The sequence below is a fragment of the Sulfolobus tengchongensis genome, assembly GCF_036967215.1.
In the GTDB taxonomy this organism is placed as follows: Archaea; Thermoproteota; Thermoprotei_A; order Sulfolobales; family Sulfolobaceae; genus Saccharolobus; species Saccharolobus tengchongensis_A.
The window spans coordinates 295,852-320,511 of sequence record NZ_CP146016.1 but is presented as its reverse complement, the minus strand read 5'-3'; the positions used below and the strand labels follow the sequence as shown (position 1 = coordinate 320,511).

At 33.2% G+C, this 24,660-nt stretch carries 14 protein-coding genes; 10 read left to right on the top strand and 4 right to left on the bottom strand.

The window, feature by feature from the left end; genetic code table 11:
* Nucleotides 1-16: 16 nt before the first annotated feature.
* From treZ to V6M85_RS01675, 3 genes are all read left to right on the top strand, one after another.
* Nucleotides 17-1,699 (top strand): malto-oligosyltrehalose trehalohydrolase, encoded by a 1,683-nt coding sequence (gene treZ, locus V6M85_RS01685; protein ID WP_338604534.1) that lies wholly within the window; start codon nt 17-19, stop codon nt 1,697-1,699.
* Nucleotides 1,700-1,866: 167 nt separating this feature from the next.
* On the top strand, nt 1,867-4,026 hold the full coding sequence (glgX, locus tag V6M85_RS01680; protein ID WP_338602180.1) for a glycogen debranching protein GlgX: 2,160 nt from the start codon (nt 1,867-1,869) through the stop codon (nt 4,024-4,026).
* A complete protein-coding gene (locus V6M85_RS01675) occupies nt 4,023-6,218 on the top strand; it encodes a malto-oligosyltrehalose synthase (RefSeq protein WP_338602177.1) in 2,196 nt (731 codons plus the stop codon). The genes glgX and V6M85_RS01675 overlap by 4 nt, the downstream gene beginning before the upstream one ends.
* A gap of 51 nt (nt 6,219-6,269) precedes the next feature.
* On the opposite strand, the gene V6M85_RS01670 is transcribed toward V6M85_RS01675, so the two are convergent.
* Nucleotides 6,270-9,305 carry a S41 family peptidase gene (locus tag V6M85_RS01670; protein WP_338602173.1) on the bottom strand — a complete coding sequence of 1,012 codons (3,036 nt, stop codon included), beginning with the start codon at nt 9,303-9,305 and terminating at the stop codon, nt 6,270-6,272.
* A 695-nt stretch (nt 9,306-10,000) separates the two neighbouring features.
* On the opposite strand from V6M85_RS01670, the gene V6M85_RS01665 reads away from it, so the two are divergent.
* The 7 genes from V6M85_RS01665 to V6M85_RS01635 all read left to right on the top strand — a co-directional run bounded on the left by V6M85_RS01665 (nt 10,001) and on the right by V6M85_RS01635 (nt 19,446).
* Nucleotides 10,001-10,633: a 2,5-diamino-6-(ribosylamino)-4(3H)-pyrimidinone 5'-phosphate reductase gene (locus V6M85_RS01665; RefSeq protein WP_338602170.1), complete on the top strand. Its 633-nt coding sequence runs from the start codon at nt 10,001-10,003 to the stop codon at nt 10,631-10,633.
* Nucleotides 10,634-11,269: 636 nt separating this feature from the next.
* Entirely contained in the window at nt 11,270-12,160 is an 891-nt protein-coding gene (locus tag V6M85_RS01660) for an ankyrin repeat domain-containing protein (protein WP_338602168.1), read from the top strand.
* 308 nt (nt 12,161-12,468) lie between these two features.
* On the top strand, nt 12,469-13,611 hold the full coding sequence (locus tag V6M85_RS01655) for an MFS transporter (protein ID WP_338602166.1): 1,143 nt from the start codon (nt 12,469-12,471) through the stop codon (nt 13,609-13,611).
* Nucleotides 13,612-14,459: 848 nt separating this feature from the next.
* The gene (locus V6M85_RS01650) at nt 14,460-15,416 is read left to right on the top strand and encodes a helix-turn-helix domain-containing protein (RefSeq protein ID WP_338602164.1); all 957 of its coding nucleotides are present in this window, start codon (nt 14,460-14,462) and stop codon (nt 15,414-15,416) included.
* Nucleotides 15,417-16,191: 775 nt separating this feature from the next.
* Nucleotides 16,192-16,611, top strand: a complete 420-nt coding sequence (locus V6M85_RS01645) for a hypothetical protein (RefSeq protein WP_338602162.1) — start codon at nt 16,192-16,194, stop codon at nt 16,609-16,611.
* An 843-nt stretch (nt 16,612-17,454) separates the two neighbouring features.
* Complete coding sequence (locus V6M85_RS01640) at nt 17,455-18,846, top strand: MFS transporter (RefSeq protein ID WP_338602160.1); 1,392 nt, start codon at nt 17,455-17,457, stop codon at nt 18,844-18,846.
* Between the two features lie 66 nt (nt 18,847-18,912).
* A complete protein-coding gene (locus V6M85_RS01635) occupies nt 18,913-19,446 on the top strand; it encodes a class I SAM-dependent methyltransferase (RefSeq protein WP_338602157.1) in 534 nt (177 codons plus the stop codon).
* Nucleotides 19,447-19,601: 155 nt separating this feature from the next.
* On the opposite strand, the gene V6M85_RS01630 is transcribed toward V6M85_RS01635, so the two are convergent.
* From V6M85_RS01630 to V6M85_RS01620, 3 genes are all read right to left on the bottom strand, one after another.
* The gene (locus V6M85_RS01630) at nt 19,602-20,678 is read right to left on the bottom strand and encodes an aminotransferase class I/II-fold pyridoxal phosphate-dependent enzyme (RefSeq protein ID WP_338602155.1); all 1,077 of its coding nucleotides are present in this window, start codon (nt 20,676-20,678) and stop codon (nt 19,602-19,604) included.
* Between the two features lie 400 nt (nt 20,679-21,078).
* Complete coding sequence (locus V6M85_RS01625) at nt 21,079-22,881, bottom strand: hypothetical protein (protein ID WP_338602153.1); 1,803 nt, start codon at nt 22,879-22,881, stop codon at nt 21,079-21,081.
* Nucleotides 22,882-23,249: 368 nt separating this feature from the next.
* Nucleotides 23,250-24,488, bottom strand: a complete 1,239-nt coding sequence (locus tag V6M85_RS01620) for an ATP-binding protein (RefSeq protein ID WP_338602151.1) — start codon at nt 24,486-24,488, stop codon at nt 23,250-23,252.
* Nucleotides 24,489-24,660: the final 172 nt, after the last annotated feature.

Below are 24,660 nucleotides of genomic sequence, written 5' to 3'. Positions count from 1 at the left end.
TCCGTACATCAATTAAATTATGTTTGGCTACAAATTTGATGAGGGTTATGTAACTTTTACATTATGGGCACCTTATCAAAGAGAAGTAAAGTTGAAAATACAAAATAAAGGAGTTTATAAAATGGAGAGAGATGACAAAGGATACTTTACCATAACGGTAAATGCAAATGCAGGAGACAAGTACAAATATATATTAGATGATAATAGTGAAATACCAGATCCGGCTTCTAGATATCAGCCCGATGGAGTTCATGGATATTCAGAGATAGTATCAAGTAGTTTTTATTGGGAAGATGATGAGTGGAAAGGTATTGATAAAAAGGATTTAATAATATATGAGATCCATGTAGGAACATTCACTCAGGAAGGGAATTTCGAAGGGGTTATCAAGAAACTTAACTATCTAAAAGATTTAGGAATTACTGCAATAGAAATTATGCCAATAGCTCAATTTCCTGGAAGAAGGGACTGGGGATATAATGGAGTTTACTTATATGCAGTACAGAATTCCTATGGCGGACCAACAGGCTTTAAGAAATTAGTAAATGAAGCCCATAAATTGGGCATCGGAGTTATTTTAGATGTTGTATATAATCACGTGGGTCCTGAAGGAAACTACATGATTAAATTAGGTCCATATTTCTCAAACAAATATAAGACACCTTGGGGATTGACTTTTAATTTCGATGATTATGGGAGCGACGAAGTAAGACAGTTTATACTTGAAAATATCGAGTACTGGATAAGGGATTTTCACATAGATGGATTTAGACTAGATGCTGTTCACGCAATTATGGATAACTCTCCAAAACATATATTAGAAGATATTAGCGATATAGCACATAAATTTGGCAAACTTGTAATAGCGGAAAGTGATCTAAATGATCCAAAAATCGTAAATCCTAAGGAAAAATGTGGGTACAACATTGATGCTCAATGGGTAGATGACTTTCATCATTCAATTCACGCCTTTTTTACTAAGGAGAGAAATTCGTATTATGCAGACTTTGGAAATCTAGATGATATAGTAAAGGCTTATAATGACGTTTTTGTATATGATGGTAAATACTCTAAATTCAGAGGTAAAACTCATGGAAAACCAGTAGGAGATTTAGATGGATGTAAATTCGTGGTTTATATTCAAAATCATGATCAGGTTGGAAATAGAGGCAAAGGAGAAAGATTAATAAATTTAGTAGATATCGAAACTTATAAGATAGCCGTAGCACTATATATTTTATCACCATACATTCCCATGTTGTTTATGGGAGAAGAATACGGAGAAACAAATCCGTTTTATTACTTCTCAGATTTCTCAGATCCTAAATTAATACAAGGTGTTAGAGAGGGTAGGAAAAGAGATAATGGGCAAGAAACAGACCCACAAGCAGAAGAGACTTTTAACTCATCTAAACTTAGCTGGAGAATTAACGATGATATTTTATCACTTTATAAAAGATTGATAGGAATAAGAAAAGAGTACTCCCTTTCTTGCGAAAGGAATCTAGTAATAGAGAGAGGAAATGACTGGATAACAATTAAACGTGAAAAGTTATTTGCAATTTTCGTATTTTCAAGAGTTTCTATACAAATAATGAATAGAGGAAGCTTAATTTTATCATCAAATCAATCATTTCCAAGGGAACTCAGTAATGGTGTTTATGAATTCGAAAAAGGGTTTAGATTATATAAACTTTAGGGTAATTAGATTTAAAAATTTGCATAGAAACTTATACTTTAGATGATAAGTAAAAGCAATAGTATAGAGAACGAGGAAAGAAAGAGAGAAGAGAAAGAGAAAAAGATGCTAATAATCCTTCTTGCAATGCTAAGATAATTTAATAAAAACTACTCCTTTTTTAGTATATGAGTGTTTTCTTCAGAAGTAGAGATAGACCACTTAGTCCAGGGGAACCTTATCCATTAGGTTCAACGTGGATAGAAAGTGAAGATGGTGTAAATTTCTCATTATTTTCAGAAAATGCTGAGAAAGTGGAATTACTTCTTTATTCTCCTTCTAATCAAAAATATCCTAAGGAGGTAATCGAACTTAAGGAAAAAACTGGAGATATTTTTCATACTTTTGTCCCTGGCTTAAGACCAGGTTCATTGTATGCATATAGAGTTTATGGTCCCTATAAGCCGGAGTTAGGATTAAGATTTAACCCGAATAAGGCATTGATAGATCCTTACGCCAAAGCAATAAATGGAAATGTAGTATGGAATGATGCAGTTTTTGGTTACAAGATAGGGGATCAAAATCAAGATTTATCTTTTGATGAGAGAGATTCCAGCGAGTTTGTTCCAAAAAGTGTTGTGATAAATCCTCATTTTGAATGGGACGACAAGAGTTTTTACAAAACAAGAAAGAGAATTCCATTAAAAGATATGATAGTCTATGAAGTTCACGTTAAAGGATTTACTAAATTACGAATGGACTTACCGGAAAAAATTAGAGGAACTTATGAAGGTCTTTCATCACCACAGATGATAGATTATCTAAAAGATCTAGGAATAACTACTGTAGAGTTGATGCCGGTTTTCCACTTCATAGATCAGAGATTTTTAATAGAAAAAGGACTCGTAAATTATTGGGGCTATGATCCAATTAATTTCTTCTCTCCAGAATGTAGATATTCTAGTAGTGGATGCTTAGGTGAACAAGTTGTAGAGTTTAAGAGAATGGTTAACGAATTGCATAACGCAGGAATAGAAGTAATAATCGATGTAGTTTTTAATCACACTGCAGAGGGAAATCATTTAGGGCCAACCTTAAGTTTTAGAGGCATAGATAACTTGGCATATTATATGTTACAACCTGACAATAAGAGATACTATTTAGACTTTACTGGAACTGGTAATACATTAAATCTTAGCCATCCCAGAGTTATTCAAATGGTTTTAGACAGTTTAAGATATTGGGTTACTGAAATGCATGTGGATGGCTTTAGATTTGACCTTGCTGCTGCGCTTGCGAGAGAATTATATAACGTCAATATGTTAAATACCTTCTTCATATCTATTCAACAAGATCCTATAATATCTCAAGTTAAATTGATAGCGGAACCTTGGGATGTAGGTCCAGGAGGTTATCAAGTTGGAAATTTCCCTTACCTTTGGGCTGAATGGAATGGAAAATATAGGGACACTGTTAGAAGATTTTGGAGAGGAGAACCAATACTTTTTAGTGAAATTGTTAACAGAATAATGGGTTCACCTGATATATATTTAGGAAACAATAAAACACCATTTGCTAGTATAAATTACATAACCTCGCATGACGGTTTTACATTAGAAGACCTAGTTAGTTATAATCAAAAACATAATGAGGCAAACGGGTTTAATAATCAAGACGGGATGAATGAAAATTACAGTTGGAACTGCGGAGCAGAGGGTCTAACTAATGATCAGAACGTCATCCTTTGTAGAGAGAAGCAAAAAAGGAACTTCATAATAACGTTGTTTATAAGTCAAGGTGTACCAATGATACTAGGAGGGGACGAGATAAGTAGAACACAAAGGGGTAATAATAATGCGTTTTGTCAAGATAATGAAATAAGTTGGTTTGATTGGAATTTAGATGAAAGAAAACTAAACTTCCTCGAATTTACGAGAAAAATGATACAATTTTATAGAGCACATCCAATATTTAGAAGAGGAAGATATTTTCAAGGCAAAAAATTATTTGGAATGCCATTAAAAGATGTAACATTTCTAAATCTTGATGGTAAAGAGGTTGATGAGAAAGTTTGGAATTCTCCAACACAATCAGTGATTTTTGTTCTAGAAGGGAGTGTTATTGATGAAATTAATTCATATGGTGAAAGAATTGCTGATGACACATTTCTGATAATATTAAATGCAAATCCAAATAATATAAAATTCAGATTTCCAGAAGGAAAGTGGGAACTAGTAATTAGCTCATATTTAAGAGAAATAAGGCCAGACGAAAAGATTGTTGATGCTGGAAAAGAATTAGAAATTGAAGGAAGAAGTGCTCTAGTTTATAGGAGGATACAAGCATGATCATAGGCACCTATAGGTTACAACTTAATAAGAATCTTACTTTTTATGATGTTATAAACCATTTAGATTACTTTAAGGAACTAGGTATATCGCATTTATATTTATCTCCAATTCTTAAAGCTAGACCAGGTAGTACGCACGGTTATGACGTAGTTGATCACAGCAAAATAAATGATGAGTTAGGTGGAGAAGAGGGTTATTACAAGCTTATTAATGAGGCAAAGGAAAGAGGATTAGGAATTATCCAAGATATTGTTCCAAATCATATGGCGGTGCATCACACTAACTGGAGATTGATGGACTTATTAAGGAATTGGAACAAAAGTAAATATTATAACTATTTTGATCATTATAACGATAATAAAATTATATTTCCAATCCTTGAAGATACATTGGATAATGTTATAGAGAGAAACTTAATCAAAATTGTAAATTATCATATACAATATAGAGACTATTTATTTCCAATAAATGACATAGGAATCGAATTTTTAAAGCAGAAAAAATGTTTTGATAGTTCTTGCTTAACAAAAGATGATATAAAGAGACTACTTTCATTACAATACTATGAGTTAACATACTGGAGAGAGAGTCCAAACTATAGGAGATTCTTTGCAGTAAATGAACTAATAGCGGTTAGAGTAGAATTAGAAGAGGTATTCAAAGAATCTCATGAAAAAATCTTGAAATTACCTATAGACGGATATAGAATCGATCATATAGATGGGTTGTACAACCCAAAGGAGTACTTGATGAGATTAAGAAATTATAGTGGAGAAAATAAGATAATCTACGTAGAAAAGATATTACAATTAAACGAAAAGTTGAGAAACGATTGGAATGTCGAAGGAACTACGGGATATGATTTCCTAAATTATGTTAATATGTTACTAGTTGATGGAAGTGGAGAGAAGGAATTAACGAGAATTTATGAAGAGTTCGTAGGAAAGAAAATGAATATAGATGAGATAATTAAGGAAAGTAAAAGATTAGTGGCAACTACATTATTTAAAGGAGATCTTGAAAGGTTATCTAAAATCCTTGGCATTGAGTATGAGTATTTAGTTAACTTTCTTACATGCCTAAATATTTATAGAACATATATACCAGACGATGATACAAATAGTATAAGGGTATGTGATAAAGAGGGCAAAATTAAAGATACAAAAGGTATAATGAGGCTTCAACAATACATGCCTGCAATATATGCTAAGGGTTATGAAGATACTGCATTATTTAGATATAATAGACTCATTTCATTAAATGAAGTTGGAAGCGATATTAGGAAATTTAGCATTACACTGGATCAGTTTCATTCATTTAATACTAATAGGCTAAACTCGCTTTCAATGAATACGTTATCTACCCATGATACTAAGTTTAGTGAAGATGTTAGAGCTAAGATTTCTGTACTATCAGAAATTCCTAAAGAATGGGAAAAAAGAATTAGATATTGGCATGACTTATTAAAGCCAAATATTGACAAAAATGATGAGTACAGATTCTATCAGACCTTATTAGGTAGCTTTGATGGATTCACTAATGAATATAAGGATCGTATAAAGAATCATATTATAAAAGCAATAAGAGAAGCTAAGGTCAACACTACATGGGAAAATCATAACGTAGAGTATGAAAGAAAAATTTTGGCTTTTATCGATGATGTCTTCTCTAATGATGCGTTCAAGAGAGATTTCATGACATTTGAAAATAAAATAAGATACTATGGATACATGAAGTCTTTAATCGCAACTGTATTAAAATTCACTTCTCCGGGTGTTCCAGATACTTATCAAGGAACTGAGATTTGGAAATATTTACTGACAGATCCCGATAATAGAATACCAGTCGACTTTAACAGTTTAGAAGCGTTAATGAGACAACTACCAGATAATATTAAAAACCTTGACATTTCAGATCATAGAACTAAAATGCTATATGTTAAAAAGTTGTTAAAAGTTAGAAAAGATTATCTTGTACATTCTAGTGAATATAGGCCATTAAAATATGGATATATAAGAGGAAAAGTTACAGTATTATTCTCTCCAATAGTCACTAGAGAAATAGATGAGAAAGTAGTCATAAATAATCATAGCAGAGATTTGTTAAGAAATGAAGAGATCAGTAGAGGAGAATATAAATTAAGTGAACTTATAGGTCTACATAAGGTTGTTGTATTAGTATCTCCATAGATAAAGCTTTATTACTAATTTTTTTGGGAAAAAAAGAAAGTAAATAGTAAGTTAAGAATTCAATTCCTTTAAGGCTAGTTCTATTGCTCTATCTAATTGTGTATCCTTACCGTTTATATAATCCTCTGGCTTTATCTCAACTACTATATCTGGATCTACACCATAATTTTCAATTCCAAATCCAACATCTTCAAAGTTTACTGCGAATTCGGGTTGGCTAATATAAGTTTTGTCAACTAATCTATACCTAGGCCTTATACCTACCACACCTCCCCACGTTCTCCTACCTATCAAGATTCCCAATTTATACTTCTTAAACAAATAAGAGAATATATCACCATCTGAGCCCGCATGCTCGTTAGTTATACCTACTAGGACTTTAGGGGATGAGAAATAAGGCATTGGTATAGGTTTACCATTTCTTGGATAATCATAACCAACCCTCTTTAAGAGCAACTTCTCCAATAATAAACCTGAAATGAATCCACCCCTATTGAATCTAACATCGACTATTAATCCATCTCTGTGGAATTCAGACATAAACAATCTGTAGAACTCCGCAAATCCTTGATACATCATATCTGGTATGTGGACATAACCCAATCTACCCTTACTTTTTTCATGAACATACTCTCTGTTCCTCTCAACCCAATATCTATATATTAAGAATCTCTCATCCTTTAACACCTTTGCTACTACTCTCCTATTATTACCATCCTTAGTAATAACGTCAAGTAAAACTTGATCTTTATTCACTAGATAAGCATAAATATTGCCATTGATCTCCTCCCCATCTATTGCCTTTATACAGTCTCCAACGTTTAGTTGTACGCCTGGATCTCTTAAGGGACTTCTCTCATTCTCGTTAGTTGGATCTCCAACATATATTTTAGTAATCTTGTAACATTTATTGCTTTCATCATAATCAAATTCTGCACCAAGACCACCTGTTGGGATTGGCTCTGGCGTATCATAATCGTAAGCCGTTTCATAAGAGTGGGAAGTTCTAGTCTCGCCCTGCATCTCTTGAATTAGGTCAGAGAGTTCAAACCTCGTACTTATTCTATCTATCAATCTTTCATACTTTGGCAATACAGATTCCCAGTTCTTAAGCTTTTCCTCATTCCAGAAGTTCTGCTTCATTAATTTCCACGTTTCCCTAAGCATTTGTCTCCATTCTTTCTTCGGGTCAACATAGACCTTAACTCTGGTTAGATCAATTACCCCACCCTTCTTTCCAGTAGCGTTAAAATCTGGTTTAGCATTAACATCAAACAACCTCAAATTTTCCTTAAACATTAACAGTATTTTACTTTTATCATTAGATAAAGAGAAGCCAGCTACGTTATCTGCATACAGTTCTTTACTCTTATTCTCTAAATCGTAAATTTCCAGTCTACCAAAGATCTCTCCAGTCTGAGATCGCAAACCTCTTATAGGATATGAGAAGAGGAAAATCTTGTTATTCTTAGCTCCTGCTATCTGTACATAATTATCCTCATCAATTGGAAATGGTACTACTCTATCCTCAATTCCATCTAATTCTATACTCTTATTATCATTACCAATCCCTTCATCTAATGGCTGGTTGAATGGTGAATAGTAGTTACCTAATACTACTAGATAGGGTTTAACTACCCTTTGAAAACTTAAATTGAATATTACCTTATCATTAGTTGGGTCTAAATGCCTTGCTGCTAGAAAGTATAAATACCTACCATCTGGATCAAATGAAGGAGAAAAATCATATCCATAAGGACTAGTTATCCTAATAGTTTTACCAGTTACATGGCCTAATTTTATTGACTGTGTATAATAGCCCTCAGGAAAAGCATAAGCAAACCACTCGCTATTAGGATGCCAATCCATTTCAAATATAATATCATATTCACTCTTATCGATGAGTTTAGCATTATCCTTATCAATCTCGTAAAGCCAAACCTCAAGTCTATTATTTGATAATAATATTTTCTTACCATCTGGAGAAACTTTAATACGCTCTATTCTACCTAGATCCTTATTTATTATTCTTTCACTTCCATCTTTACTTAGTATAACTAACTTATCCTCATCATTTACCGCTACTACATCACCATTAGGCAAAACTTGAATCTGTCTATACTTTACACCTTGTTTCTTACCTAATTGAATTGCAGGACCTTCCCATGCTCGCATTAGGAATACTTTACCCCTGCTTACTATACTTACGTAGTTACCATTTGTTACAGCTTCATTCATGTATTCAATTGCATTGACGAACTTAGGCTGTCTCTTCTTCCTATCCGTAGGCAAGTCAATATCTAACTTAACCAAAGATTCGTTAGTTGGATCATAAAGATAGATATCACCAGCGTTTTGAAATACAATTCTCTTACCATCACTACTAGCGTTTCTACAGTAATAATCAGTAAAGTTAGTATGCTTCTTTAAATCTCCTCCACTTAAATTAACTGAATATAAATTACCAACACCCTCATGATCAGATAAGAAGTATACCCTATCATTAACTATCATAGGCCAGCTTACATTCCCATCCAAACTTATGAACTTCTCAAAGGTTTTTCCATTATCGCGAGATAACCATAACTCTCCCTTAGTACCACCTTTATATCCCTTCCAATTAGGTAGATCCTGATAACCCCTAGCTATTATTATCAAATTATCATTTACAACAATATTTGATAATATACCAAAAGGGATTCTGTCTATTTTACCATTATTGACATTAATCTTGTATGCCTCAGTCCATTGAACAAAAGGTGTATGAAAATCAGTAACAACTATTATCTCATCCTCATTTAACCATCCTGCAACCCTACTATTTCTGCTTCCAAAGAATGTAACTCTTCTAGCTTGTCCATCTTCAACAATATAAATGTCACCTCCTTGTTTGCCACTTTTGAGCCAAATTACTGTAAACGCTACCCTTTTCCCACTGGGACTTATTTTAGGTCTTATTGAGACTCCTAAGCCACTAGTTAATCTAAACGGTTTCATGTCCTTTAGGGACATAATCCATATGTCGTCATCTGAGGTAAATGCTACTAAATCTTCCCTTATATCTGGATACATATAATATGCTTTCATATGATAATGTTTAGCTTTAGGTATATAGTGTTTTTTACTAAAAATTCTCAACCCAGGTACAGTTTCAAACTATGATGAGTCAAGAATATTAATTTCACAATGTTCAGTTCTGATTAAGATTAGATAAAATCTCTATACTGTGTACCAATTTGAGGCTTTATCAGATACCGAATGGAAAACTGAAGAACTCTCCTCATAGTGTTGGTATAAAGGTATAAAATAGCTTATATAAAAATTCAATTTATTTTGACTTATAACTGGATACAAATTTATATTTAATGAATGAATAAAATTTTTCTAATAAATTTACCTACTTAACTATACTATGGACTCTCTTCTCTGATAGTTTACTCCCTACACGAGATTTACTCTTTCCCGTTTATTCGCCACAACTCTTAACTAATTTAAGATTTTTATAAGGAGTAACTTTCTGCGTCCTCTTTATGAGAATACTACGTCGTATACTATATAGGTTATAAAAATTCAAACACGGTCATATTATAAGAACCAATATGCAAACTTTCTTTATCGTCAACTCTTCAAATTTATATGTTCACTGATGTTTTTAGGCCATTATTTCATTATAATATAATGAATAGTAAATATCTACTTCACTTATGATTTTATAATTACTACTAGATCTAGATAGCAATTATCTTGAAAACTCTTTATAAGTTAATAACCTATTTCATATCATGAGACCGTATATAATAATCTTTAGTACTGTTTCTATAGATGGTAGGTTGGCCAGTAAGACAGGTTACAGTGAACTAAGTTGCCCTTACGATAAACAACGACAACATGAACTTAGAAGTCGGGTAGATGCAGTTATGGTAGGTGCAAATACAGTAAGAGTAGATAATCCTTCTCTTACAGTAAAATATGCTAAAGAAAAGAGAAACCCAATAAGAGTCGTAGTAAGTGGAAGCTTTAACTTAGACCCTTCATATAAAATATTTACAACCCCACCTTTAACAATTATTTACACCTCTAACTTAAAAAACGATAAGAAAATAGAGGTTTTTAATCAAAAAGGAGTACTTGTTAAGAAATTCACCAATATTTACGATATATTCCAAGATTTATATGAAGCATTTAACGTAAGAACAGTCATGGTTGAGGGTGGAGGGCATTTGATCTGGACTTTGATTAAAAATAAATTATATGATGAAATTAGAATAACAATATCTCCTAAGATTTTCGGAAATGGAGTAAACCTAGCTCAAGGAGAAGGATTTAATGGTGAAGATGCTCCTAAATTAAATCTCATTGACGCCAAAATATGCGAGTGTGGAAATGAGATCCATCTGATATATAAGCAGAATTAACTTAAAACTATCACATAAAATAATTAATAGAAACTATTAGTTTATAATTCTATTTAAATTACTAGATGAAGCTTATATAACATATCCTCCTCGTCAGATCATAAATAAAATTGAATATAATGAACAAAACAAAGATAAATTTCTCTGACATATTCCTTTGGACGTATGTCTAACATATTACAAATAGTTAAACTTTCTGAGTTTAGGATATAATATACTACTTACGTTTATTATACTATTCAGCACAGTGAAGTTACATAGATTAGTATTAGTAAGCTCATCGATTTCAATACGACTACTGCCCCTCTCCCAAACTATGGTATTGCTTCACCAATTCTCTTAATCTAAATTAGGTTGATGTGCATGAAACTTATAATAATGACCAAGAAGTAAGTTTTTAACATGATTATACACCTTGATGAGTGAACTTTAGATATATAGAGGAGTGAATAGTCAAAGGAGTGCTTAATTACCCCTTTAATTTCATTCTTCCTTTCTCATTAAATCTTCAGTTAGAATAGCCATGTATATAAGACTCTGGGTACTTTTGACTGTTATTTAGTGTACGAAGTTAAACTAATTTTGAGACACAAAACTTTATTAAATAATTCTCAGCAAGGCACTATTTGGACTTTTATGCCTTCACTTGAAAAAGAGTTGTTTGAAGCTTTGGAGAAAAAGAACGTAAGGAAAGTTAGGGAGTTACTTGATAGAGGTGTTGATCCAAATATTCAATATGAACATGGCCTAACACCTCTCCATATAGCTTCTGGACTTGGTCACCCCAATTTAGTGAAACTTTTATTAAAATATGGTGCTAATCCAAATGTTCAAAACGTAGCATTTCCTGAAATAAAAATTTTTGGCGATATTCCTCTACCTAAAAATGATGGTTATACACCCTTGCACTTTGCAGTTCAAGGAGGGTATGCAAAAATCATTAAGATTTTAGTAAAGCACGGAGCAAATCTTAATACAGTCTCTAATAATGGATTATCTCCATTACATCTTGCAACTATTTTAGGCAAAGTGAAAGTCGTTGAGACATTATTAAAGTTAGGGGCAGATCCAAACATATACAAGGAGAATAAAATCGCTAAGTCTACTAGAAGGGATCTTACTGAGTCTTTTCATGGATATACTCCACTTCACTTAGTAATACTCCTTAGTGATACACCACATCTCAGAAGAAGTGCTGTAAAAATTATCAAGAAACTATTAAAATATGGTGCCAATCCAGACATATTATCTGATTACGGATGGCTTCCATTAAATACAGCAATTTTATTGGAAAATGTAAAAATTATCAAGATATTACTTAAGCATGGAGCAGATCCAAATAAAAGAGATAAAAATGGTTGCACCTCCTTGCATATTGCGAAGATTCTTAAAAGAGGGAACTTAGTTAAAATCTTATTGAAGTATGGTGCTGATGATAGTATTCCAGATACTGAATGCAAAAATAATTTAAAGAAATTAAAGGATGAAGAAATTGTTCTTCCTTGTGCCTTCGGAATAGACTTGTAGAATAGAAACTAACTGGAGGAATTTTGCTAAAACGAAATTAATTTTAGGTAGAAGAAGCGTTAAAAATGTTTTTATTGCTTCTTGACAAAGGAGATTTTATATGTCATATTTTATTCATAGGAATTCTCCCATAATGGCTTTAAGTAAATTCCTTATTTTATATAACTCTGTCTATAAATCTATATTGAGATATCCCAAAATTATTAGAATTTTTTGGATTTCCAAGATGTCTTAGTTTACTTGTAGAGTGGAGCAGATAGCTAAATCGGTTTGGATAATTTTTTATTTTAACCGTTTTATGTGAGGTGATGAAGACTCGAATATTTCCTTATTGGTTTTTAATCTTTACAATAGGGTTTGGTTGGTTTATTTTGGCACCCTTAGTCCCAGTTCTTGAAAATCGTTTTAACGTACCTTTAAGTTCTATACTTTTCATCATATCCGCTTATGGGTATAGCATGGCTATTTTAGGTTTATTAGCTGGCTTCTTGTCGGCTAAATTCACAACTAGAACTGTTTTAATCCTATCTTCAATACTTTCGTTTATAGGACTTTTAGGTAGAGCTATTTCAACAAACTTTGCGATATTTTTCCTTTTTTCAATTTTAGCATCCCTAGCATATCCATTAGCAGTAGCTCCAGTCGGCAGTATTGCAAAATCCCTATTCGAAAAGAGGGCAAATACTGTAGTGGGAATAAGTATAGGCATTCTGTTTATAGGAATGGCTACTGGATCATTTCTAGGCCCCCTAATCTATTCGTTGATGAATCTAAGTGGTGTTTTATTGTTAACTGCAATTTTAGGACTTATAGCAATGGTTCTACTGATTCCATCTACTAAGGGATTTCCAGTTCATTACGAAAGATCTCTTAAAGGAAGTTTTAACATTGGCATGGTAAAAAATTGGTACATTGGACTTGCAGTTGCCTCTGTTTCAGTAATGCTTGGCAGTATCGCGTCGACAGTTTTACATCTTCATGGTATTACTACCATATTAGCGGTTAGTATGGGCGGTTTTCTGAGTGGATTGAGTTTTCTAGGATCTGGACTCGGGGCAATATTATTGCCCTCCTTATTTGAGGGATATGGGCTAAGGCTAGGACTTATCTTAACTGGTATGTTAACGTTCATTTCCGCGCTAATCAGCGTAATCTCACTTTCCTATACCACCAATTTTGCTATGATTGCGCTAGGCTATTTCCTATTTGGTTTCTTCGGCAACGCTTATTGGTCGATGGCCATGGTTTCCACTACATATTACGTTAATGATCCTGCAAGAGCCGGTTTTGCGACATCAATGTACAGTGTTGTAACTAATATAGGTGTTTCATTAATCCCAACTCTTGTAGGACCACTTTTCGACAACATTTATACAATAACATTTGGAGTAATAGCCGTAGTAGTTATTGAACTTATAGCAGGTATATTATCTTTTTTACTAAAACATTAGCTCATTTAGACAGTCCTTGACCCCTTTTTAATGGAGTATATTATTTAGCTAATTAATTTAATAGGCTTATCAGATTTAATTAATGTTGAGAGACCGAAAGGATAATACTAACCTTAAACGTAGCTTGTGATAAAGCGATACCTAAAGTAGACCCTGACTGATAGATAACATAATTATTTTACTGGAGATTAAAAAATAAGGATATGGAATTGCAACTGCTTATCATTAACTAAGTACAATAAAATTATAATTGCCGTGAGAAACTGTTTTTCTATTTACCGTAAAGTTTCTATAATTTGTGAATAAATCCCTTTATAACACTTAGACCCAAAATATATGAAATTAAATGAGACCAAAACCCCTAAAGAATGTAATACTTTAATAGTATCATATATGTTGTTATAAGACCAATAGGAATGTATAGAACTCATAGCGTAAATATAATAAGGTATAACTTCTATGATAAGATTTCTCTATTATAGAACAATTACGGCAGAATACCACTTCATACCTAAGTCTCTATTCACTACGTTTTAGACATCATAATCTAGTCTCACTATCACATACGATCATTCCATAATATTTTTATTGTAATATTACTATGATAATATAACCATGGAAATATTAAGGAGATAAAACATTGATATAAAAAGAATAAACAGTTGGACTTTAATTTACGGAAGAAGAAAGGTAGGAAAATCGTTTTTAGTTAAGAAATACTTTCCTTACGACTTTTATTTAATAATTACTAGGGATCTGAAGGGTTCTCTCTTTCCTCAAATGAATTCTTAAAACTTGATGATGGTATAAAAACTGCTACAGAATATTTAAGAAAAGGAAAGAACGTAGTGATAGATGAGTTCCAAAGATTGCCGGAATCTTATTGGGATGTAATTGGCTCAGTCAGTCCCAATGGTAAGCTTTTGTTAGTCGGCTCAAGCTTTAGGATTTCTAAAAAAATGTTTGATTCAAGAAGCCCCCTTCTTGGTTTAGTTTTACCTTACATGTTGGGCTTAATACATTATTCTGACGCCCTTTATACTGTAAAAAACCCTTTACTTGCAATGATTTACATTGATCCTTGGACTATTCAGTTTGTAAAAAATGTTAACGAGATTTACGAAAAGGCTTATCAATTATACATGGTCACTAAAGGATTGATAGGAGAGATTTTTGAGGAGGAGGAAAGACAGTTAACCCTCCTCTACGAGGCAATTTTACTTTCGTTAGCTGAAGGGGAATGGAACACAGCTTTAATTTCTGGTTCATTAGCTAGCAAAGGATTTAACATTCCAGCATCAACAGTCAGTAGTTATTTAGATACCCTTGTTAACATGGGTTTAGTTGATAAGATAAAAATATATGGTGAAAAGAGGAAAGCGAGATGGTACTATAAAATCTCGTCACCAATCATTTCCTTAATGTTTTACGCTGAGGCTAAATATAATGTATCTTTTACTGAAGAAGCTAGGGAATTACCAATGGGTAGAGAGCTACAATTTGTTATTGGGAAAATGATGGCTGAAAGGTATGGCGGAACACTAGCTTATTCGCCCTATGAAGATATTGATGTAGTAATAATGAAAGGCGATAAGCCAATAATTGGGTATGAAGTAAAAATCGGTGAAATTGATAGAAGTGAAGCTGAAAGAGCAATAGAAAGAATGAGAAATGCTGGAATACCTAAGGCTGGTCTAATAAGTTTAAAAGATAAGCCTAAATATAATGCAGATGAAATCATTGGACCGGATGAATTAATTCAAATTGCTAATGAGATTACAAAGTCTAAAGGCGTTGCACCTTGAAATTCCTTTACCCTATCAAGAAACCTCTTCAATGAAGTTAATCATGTAATCGTTAACACGGAACTTTAACAGAATCCCTAAAATCTTCTCTCATCTAACCATTTCACTAATTTGGAAAAACCATTAAGAGATTATTGCAATTATATTTAATCCACGGAAGATGGAGATTAGGATGAATAGGAGGAGCTCGACAGTTGCTATACTCATGATAACTTATAACCTTTTCTCGCTGTCTGGAATAAAACGTACTTGTGTCAACTTCAGGATAAGGAATGTTAATGAACAGCTCTTAGAAGTTTGAAATATAGATTGTTGTTAATTATAGATTTTCACTTTCCTCAAAATTTGAAGAAACACAAGTTGAGAATTGGCTTTTTTATAATCTCCTCCTACGTTTTTTACACAATAAGATCATGAAGATCTAAAGAGGGATAAGTGTTAATGAAGATTCAACCTTCTCTTCTGCTTTAGACAAGTTATGAAAAATAGTTTAAATTGTTAGAGGCAAAGTATGTAACGCCTTAAACCTCTATACGTCTAGCTCATAATAGTAAAAGAAATCGCTGGGAGCGTTCATAGTGCAGCCATATAAGTATAAGATAAAAATAATAAATTATCCAAAAATTTCATATATGCTAACTAATTAACATAATATAAAGTTATGCATGGAAATCACAGTCATTTTAAACTTATACTTTCATGATGACACTACAAGAGCACTCAATACAGAGTAAGTTTTATGGAGAACTTTTATGTAGTTAGTATAAGAGTGTCTATGAGTAGGAGGAAGAATTCAAGGGCATTGTCCGTTACTGTAACTGCTTTAATTCTAGTTATAGCGCTAGTGGTTGTTGTCGCATTTGTATTATTTGAAGAATCTGCGTCCTCACCAAACATACACCTAGTAAGCGCATACATAGCTAAAAACAGCGCTGGCAATTATTATCTTTACGTTACTGTTAGTAATACTGGATCAGCGAATGGGCAGATATTGGGAGTTATAGTACAAGCTGGTGGGAGTCCAACATCAACATCACCGACAGGTGGTGCAGTAACAGTGCCTGCTGGGGGTACTGCGTCATTCAGTGTATCCATTCCTAGTTCTATTAGTTTAACTCCTGGTGAGCAAGTGACGTTTGAATTGGTTACTAATACTGGTGCTCAAGTGACTGGTGTAGCTACTGTATTAAGCTAACTGGGTTTAGATAATGGAAAAAGTTAGTTGTTTTTTACGCTTAAATAATTGTTTTATATTTCTATTAGATTTAATGCAATTACATTAGGAGGAAATACTTAGGAAAATATCTCGTAAATGTTGCTCCGTTAAAGATTTTCTACATTATTAAATAATAAACGTATTAACAAAAATCACAAAATGCTTTAACACTATTCCAAATACTCAATAAAAAATAATGTTATCATATTCACATAAACTAATAAGAAGAGATGTTGTATAAGGGTACTTCTTTTCTTTACTTGAGATGAGACCTCTTTCCCGTATATTAATGTTTAGCTTAGTCTAAATACTCTCCTAATCTAAAAAATCGTCGAGCCTAAACATAGTGTGATTATGAGAAGATATGAAACAAATTGCTCTAAGATTTCATATATTGCTAAGTAAATATTATATATATAAGGTTATGAATAGAATCACTGTCGTTTGAATTTGATAATTTCATAACGATACTATGAGCCTAAATAACAATTTTTAACACTCTAGACAAAAACCCTAACGCCCATTTTTAAACCTAAAGAAAACTCAACAGAAGAAGGAGACTCATTCGTGTTAACTATATACTGGTTTACAACACAAATCAACTATTGAAGCGGGAAATTACAGAGTCTCATATCATTATAGATATTTTTACTTTTTCTTAACTATATAGACTACTAAGTCTATAGAAATTAACCCCTTAAAAAATTACTTATGTCGATAATTGAATATGCCTTTTAAAAACGTATATATACTATATAGTCAATTTCCTGCTATGTATGCTCTATAAGATATTTTGATATACTTAAGGAACTATCTACTCACATGGACGTGAGAAACGTATTTAAACCGCTAGATGAAAAGAACCTCAGTTGGTTTCATATTAAATCACTAATAACTACTGGCATGGGAGTATACACTGATGGCTATGACCTATCCTCTATAGGTATCGTATTATTAACAGTATTGTCATCTTTTGGAATAACGAAACAAAGCCCAGATTATACATTAATAACATCGGCAGTAAGTGGTGCTGCACTAATTGGAGCTGCAATAGGAGCAATAATTTTTGGTTTCCTATCAAATATGGGAAGAAAGAAGTTTTACGGAATAGATGTAGGATTAATGACAATAGGAGCATTACTACAGGCATTCGTGGAAAATCCATTAGAACTAGTAATAGTTAGATTTCTGTTAGGGTTTGGAGTCGGAGCAGATTACGTACTTTCTCCAATGATAATGGCAGAGCACAGCAACGCTAAAGATAGAGGAAAAATTCTAGCACTAGGATTTGGACTCTTTTGGGGATTTGGAGCTACTACTGCAGCTGCAATATATCTTTTACTCTCAGCTATGGGCATCTCACCCGATATAGTTTGGAGAATTGTATTGGCAGCAGGGGCCATTCCAGCAGCTTCTGTAATATATATGAGAAGAAAGATCCCAGAAACAGCTAGGTATGTTGGAAGAATTAAGGGTGATTTAGAGGAACTTAAAAAAGTTATTAAAGAGGTGACTAGAAAAGAAACTCTCTCTATAAATCTCGAAGTGAAAGACACTAGAAGTGCATTTCATTATTTCAGATCAAATTGGAACCTTATACTAACAGCAGCTATTTTATGGTTCTTATTTGATATCGTTGCATACGCTGGAATACTATTCGGACCAAATTTAATAGCACAGAGTCTTGGAATCAACTCTGGTGTCTTTCAAATTTTAGTTGAAGGAGCCTTTACTTTACCAGGAGGAATAATTGCCTTAGCTCTAATTGATAAGGTTGGAAGAAAACCACTACAAACTCTTGGATTTGTTGGTATGGCAATATCGTTTATCTCATTTTCACTATACAAAAATTACGCAGGAATAGCGTTTTCGCCTTTAATAGCCTTCATACTATATGGCCTAAATAACTTAGCTAGCCAAGCAGGGCCTGGATCTGTTTCAGCTTCAGGTGTATTAGGAGTTGAACTAGCACCAACTAAAATAAGAGGTGTTGCACAATCAATAACTGTAGCAGGTGGAAGAATAGGAGCAGCACTAACGGCTTTTGTATTTCCATCACTATTTGCACATTATGGCGAATCATTTGCAATACTTTTCTTAGCTAGTATAGCTGGCATATCTGCAATATTGACGTATCTTGTGGTACCTGAGACTAAGGGTAAATCATTAGAGGAGTCCTCAAGAGAGTTAATACTAAGTAACATAAAATCATAAAGATCTAGCCTCTTTTTCTTTTCAAGCTCAAATTGCTTTTTATAACCTCTTCAACTATTTATTCATATGTCCCCCCACCGCCATCATTACTATCCTCCTGAGGATTTTAGAAGAACATTTGAAAGACCAGAGGAATACCTTCCTTCGATATTTAATGGGAAAAGAGGAGTAATAGTAGATTATGGCTGTGGAAATGGATTTTACTGCAAATATCTTCTTGAATATGCTACTAAATTATATTGTATTGATATAAATATAGTCGCTTTAGAGGAAGTAAGAAAGAAATTCTCCAATGCAATAACCCTTACAAACCCTAAGGAAATTCCGGATCAATCTGTTGATTTTATCCTTTTCGCTAATTCCTTTCATGATATAGAAGATAAAGAGTACGTGGTTAATGAGGTTAATAGAATTTTAAAAAGAGATGGCAGAGTTATCATCATAGACTGGAAAAAAGAAGATACTGGATTTGGTCCCCCATTAAGTATTAGAATGAGTGAGGAAGATTACTTAATGTGGTTTAAGGATTTCACTATAGAGAAGAGATTTGAACCAACGCCATATCACTTTGGATTAGTAATGAGGAGGAAAACCAATTGATGCACTAGTGCATATATTAGTAAACTCTATTTATACAATCAATGAAATAAAAATACTAAATATATATTCAGCATTTGAGCTATATCAAAGTCAATTGCCTTAGATGGTATTATTAATTATCGTATTACTTAACATATAGTACCTACGCTCCCTTTTTATCTATATTCATTTAAATGCTTAACAAATAGGGATAATGCTTCAGTTAAAAACTCAGTGTTTGTACTTCCTAAACCTATTCTAACATAGCTGGGCATCTCGAAACATTCACCAGGGTTTACCAGGACACTATATTTTTGAAATAGGCTCTCACTGAAATCATAAGTGTTTCTAACGCCGTTTAGCTTAATAAAAGCTAATACGGTAGCGTTTGGTTTAATCCACTTCACATCTGCGGAGGACAAAAGTCTCTCTAATAATCTAAAATTATTCAAGGCTATTTTTCTGGATCTTTCCATATATACTTCCCTTTCTTGTAGAACTCTATAGGCTATTTCTTGGCCTATGATTGAAGGAGAAATTGAGGTATAATCTTTGATGTTCCACATTTTGTCAACTAAATCTTTATTTGCAATTGCCCAACCTATTCTTATTCCCGGAAGGCCATAAACCTTAGACATACTATTAGTGCTTATTGCTCGATCATAAAGATCAACGAAACTGGGTCTGATTTTTCCATCGTGTTCGGAACCTCTATATACCTCATCTGCTATTATCATCGCATTGTTATCTTCAGCGATTTCTACTATTCCCCTTATTTCGTTATCTGAAAGAGCCATTCCAGTTGGGTTATTTGGATTCGTTATTACTATTGCCTTAGTGTTTTTAGTAACCATTTCGTTGAGTTGATTTAAATCTAACCCAAAATTTTCCTCTTTAAGCCATATGTACTTTACCCTAGCGTTCATACCTCTCAGCAATCCGGGGATTTGCATGTAATTGGGCATTTCAACTATTACCTCATCTCCAGGCTTTATAGTTGAAAGAATTGTTAGATAATTTGCCTCAGCACCCCCTGCAGTTATGATTATATCTTCTTGTTTCTTTCCGGGATAAAAGGAGGATATTAGTTCCCTTAATTTCACTAGACCTTTCGTATGACCATATTCTAACTTAACGTTAGTAATATTTATATCCCTCAATTCTAATGGTTCCACTCCGCTTTCTGATAACACATATTTAGCTCTCCAATCCCTTAAGGACTGCCATCTTTCTAGACAAAATTCTGGATACATTATAGTACGAATACGTTTCTAGAGTTTAAATTACTTACTTGCACCAGCAAATTACTTTGTGGGAGTTTTTCAAGATCTACGTTACTTTTTCATATTTTCGCCATGGCAAAAATAACATAACAAACCAGATAGTTTCCTACGAATTCACAGTGTAAATTAGTTCAATTGTTAGAGGCGACAGCATGTAATGCCCGCAAATACCCCACAAAGGACCAGCGAATTCAGAAAATTGTTATAACTGATGTATTAGCTAAGTTCCAATTATTAGTGACTATCTACTCATCAGTCAAGATTCACTAACGACGTTTAATCGCAGATTGAACATAAACGGGAAAATAATCTTCAATTTAATAATATATATAAAATAATTTTAAAAAACACATCTCACTACTTATGTTTTTCATCCACGTCTCACACGTAGTATAACTACAATTGCTATAATTACTAAGAGGATCACTATAATTAGCCCTAAGAGGAGGTAATTTGGCGAAGTCACTAACGTTTCAGTTATGGGCTGAGTCACAGTAATAGTTGTTCCGGGCGAAACATTATATGTGCCTTTATATGATGCTACCTCATAGAAAGGTACGCTAGCGTTCAGATATATTGTACTACCTTCATTGTAGAATGACGAAACGCCATTTATTGTTACAAGATACTGCGTTATGGTACTAATCTTCAGAGTTTGTGGGGATTTAACTGTAAATGAGGCTGATGGGAATATTCCAGTTATTATTACTCTCTCTTCTGGACTAACGTTGTAAGTGTAATTCAATACGTTTATGGTGGTACCAGCGTTTATCCAAGAGGGATTTAGGATTTCTTTCGTACCATTAATTAGAGCGTAAACTGGTATTGGTGAACTTACGTTAACGAAGTACTGCGTAATTGTGGAAGAAGTTATCGTATAGGATGAGTTCACAGTTAATAATGATGCGGGCAATATCTTAGCTAGGATTAATCTTTCTCCGCTACCTATATAATATGTTAGATTCTCTATCCTAATTGTTGTACCCTCATTATACCAATTGCTGTTTAAGGTCTCATTCATACCATTAACTAGAGCATATAGCTGAATTGGAGAGTTTACGGTAATGTAATATTGAGTAATTGTACCCACATTAATTGTTATAGGCTGATTTACAGTAAAGGTTAATGGAGTTGAGAAGTTAGTTATTATTACTCTCTCCCCGTTTCTTGGATAATATGTTAAGTTCTCTAATTTAATTGTCGTACCTTGGGTAAGCCAGTTAGAGGCATTGAGAGTCTCATTCATACCATTAACTAGAGCGTAGATCGTAACTGGAGATTGAACCGTAACCAAATATTGATTCAAATAATTTACATTAATAACTCCTGGAGATTTAACAATCCCCGTAAAGTTTGTCGCAATCCATCTTTCACCTTGAACAGAAGATTGCAGTTGTGAGGGATATACATATTGGGTATCTACATCAACCCATACTGTTGCTGGAGCTTGTACAGTTTGCGTTAGTCCAAAGCTTCTATAACTTACTATAGGTGGAGTATATCCAGTTCCACCTTGTACGGTATAGTTAAAAGTCACTTGATATTGCTGATAATAGGTTAATAATAATGAAGTTACGGATGAAGTTATTGTACCACTGGTAATGTTCCCTGTTGCCCATCTAATATTTCCTTGTACTATTGCTTGTTGAATCTGATATGTTGTACCAGAAGGAACTTTTATTGTGCCTTGAAGAGGAACAGTAGTGCTTGTACCATTAGGGAAGCTCAACGTTATAGTAGGAGTTTGTGGCATTGACTGTCCAACTACGCTATAACCCAAGGTTACGGTAATTAAAGGAGTTCTTTGTATGACATTAATTTCAATAGAGCCTACCGCAGCACCACCAGCTACCTCAACTACAACTTGCCAAGTTCCGGTTACGTCGGGGAAAGTATATGCGTTAGGTATATAGATACCACCACTGCCGTTAATCTGATAAGGAATAGTATCTGCCACGGAAGTATTTGGAAAGAGTATATCTATAGTTGCAGGATAGCCAGCAAATTGTTGAGGAACTATGGCATCAATAGTTATTGCTTGCCCAACATAATAGGTTTCTCCATTATAACTAGGGCTGTAAAAAGTCACATTGCCAGAGGTATATGATGCTATACTAATTAGTGTAACAAATGATATTAGAGAAATAAGAGCAACAATTAATTTCATTTTCATTATCTGCACCTACGACATAAGTAGTTTATGACAAATACTTAAAAGCTTTTTAGTAATACTGACGTCTCCTTGCATTAACAAAATTGCTATTCGCCCTCTAAGGGCTAGTTCATAATGTTGTATAAGGGGAAAGCTCCACTACTCTCCCCTCAGACTGGGATTTGATAATATTCTTGGTCTCATCTTATTAAGGATAAGGTAAAGAACGATGTACTGTAGGTTCTTTCTAATCCTATTTTCATAGAATGTTGTTGATAAACTTACTATATATGTAGAAATCATTAAAAATATAGAGATAGATGTCAATAACTCAGTTCTTAGATCTATACTTGAGGTATCTCCTAAAGCGTTAATAGAACAAGTTTCCCTTATTTAAGCAAAAACTCATAAACGGGTACAATCTTTATTTCTCTTCCCTCAACCTTGAGAGTATCCTTTATATCCCAACTAACAATTATCAATTCTTTTGCCTTAGTTAGTTTATATCCTTCAATTAGCCCTTTTATTTCCCTGTTTTCAACTTTATCACTGGCATAAGTCACTTGTATTAGCCTTGAATTTATTTCGTCATAGAAGTCAACTTCATAATTATTTCTTATGTAGAAAAGGTGTTCAGTGCCTTGTAGTTCTCTGAAAAGCTTAATCGCAACTAAATTCTCCATAATTCTTCCTTTATCTTTTCCTCTTATTGCAATATTTGATATTATCCCAGGATCAACAGTATAAACTTTTTTATTATACGTTAACCTTTGTCTTAATTTTTCACCATATCTAGGTAAGAAGAAAATCAAATATGCGTCATTTAATCCATTAGCCCAACTCTCTACTGTTACCTTATTTACATCTATCACCTTACTTAACGCTCTTAAAGAAACCTCGTTAGAATAATAAGATATTAAAGTCCTAGCGAAATCTCTAAATTTCTCTATATCCCTAATTTTATACCTGCTGATAACGTCCTTAAACAAAATGTCATTATAAATGAAGTTTATCTGATCTCTGCCTAGGAGAATGGATTCTGGAAAACCACCTTCAATAAGGTAGTTCTCTAATTCGTTCTTCAGCTGTGAAATTTTGAATGTGGAATAAAGGTCAGTTTCTTGAACTTCCCATCCCTTGAATCTCAAATACTCTTTGAAGGAAAAAGGGAAAAGAACATAATCACTATGCCTTCCAGTAATGAAAGTAGCTAACTCGCCAGATAACATTTTAGAATTGCTTCCAGTCACAATAATCTTTTTTATATCTCTTAACCTAGAAACAAAGAGTTCCCATCCTTCTACGTTATGTATTTCATCAAAAATCATGTACTCTATATCCCCATATAATTCGTAAATTGCTTGTAAAATTTTATTTAAATCTTCTGTTTTTAAACCCTTTAGTCTTTCATCATCAAAATTAATATACGAAAACTTCTTATCTTTAAGTAAAAGAATAGATAAAGTTGACTTTCCAGATCTTCTTACGCCCAATATAGCTAAAGCATTTGGTATTTTTAAGTATTTTAACAGATCTGGCACATCCCTCTTGATAATATTCCCCCTCATCTTCCTAGTCAATATCTCGGACTGATCAACAATAACTTGCTTAATTTCGTCGATACTCATATACTATACCATACCAAGTTCTCATTAAAATGATTTATTATACTATACCAAGTTTGCAATGTAACAAGGCAAAACTTTTGCTCACACTTGGAATTTAGGTTCGAGCGTGTCCATTTAGGTTCTTTGGTTAATCTTTTAATGGTGTAGTTAGCAACATAAGCATTGAGAAAAA

Coding starts and splice junctions, on each gene's coding strand:
- glgX (WP_338602180.1), top strand. CDS start 1,867: ATGAGTGTTTTCTTCAGAAGTAGAGATAGACCACTTAGTCCAGGGGAA.
- V6M85_RS01675 (WP_338602177.1), top strand. CDS start 4,023: ATGATCATAGGCACCTATAGGTTACAACTTAATAAGAATCTTACTTTT.
- V6M85_RS01670 (WP_338602173.1), bottom strand. CDS start 9,305: ATGAAAGCATATTATATGTATCCAGATATAAGGGAAGATTTAGTAGCA.
- V6M85_RS01665 (WP_338602170.1), top strand. CDS start 10,001: ATGAGACCGTATATAATAATCTTTAGTACTGTTTCTATAGATGGTAGG.
- V6M85_RS01660 (WP_338602168.1), top strand. CDS start 11,270: ATGCCTTCACTTGAAAAAGAGTTGTTTGAAGCTTTGGAGAAAAAGAAC.
- V6M85_RS01655 (WP_338602166.1), top strand. CDS start 12,469: ATGAAGACTCGAATATTTCCTTATTGGTTTTTAATCTTTACAATAGGG.
- V6M85_RS01645 (WP_338602162.1), top strand. CDS start 16,192: ATGAGTAGGAGGAAGAATTCAAGGGCATTGTCCGTTACTGTAACTGCT.
- V6M85_RS01640 (WP_338602160.1), top strand. CDS start 17,455: ATGGACGTGAGAAACGTATTTAAACCGCTAGATGAAAAGAACCTCAGT.
- V6M85_RS01635 (WP_338602157.1), top strand. CDS start 18,913: ATGTCCCCCCACCGCCATCATTACTATCCTCCTGAGGATTTTAGAAGA.
- V6M85_RS01630 (WP_338602155.1), bottom strand. CDS start 20,678: ATGTATCCAGAATTTTGTCTAGAAAGATGGCAGTCCTTAAGGGATTGG.
- V6M85_RS01625 (WP_338602153.1), bottom strand. CDS start 22,881: ATGAAAATGAAATTAATTGTTGCTCTTATTTCTCTAATATCATTTGTT.
- V6M85_RS01620 (WP_338602151.1), bottom strand. CDS start 24,488: ATGAGTATCGACGAAATTAAGCAAGTTATTGTTGATCAGTCCGAGATA.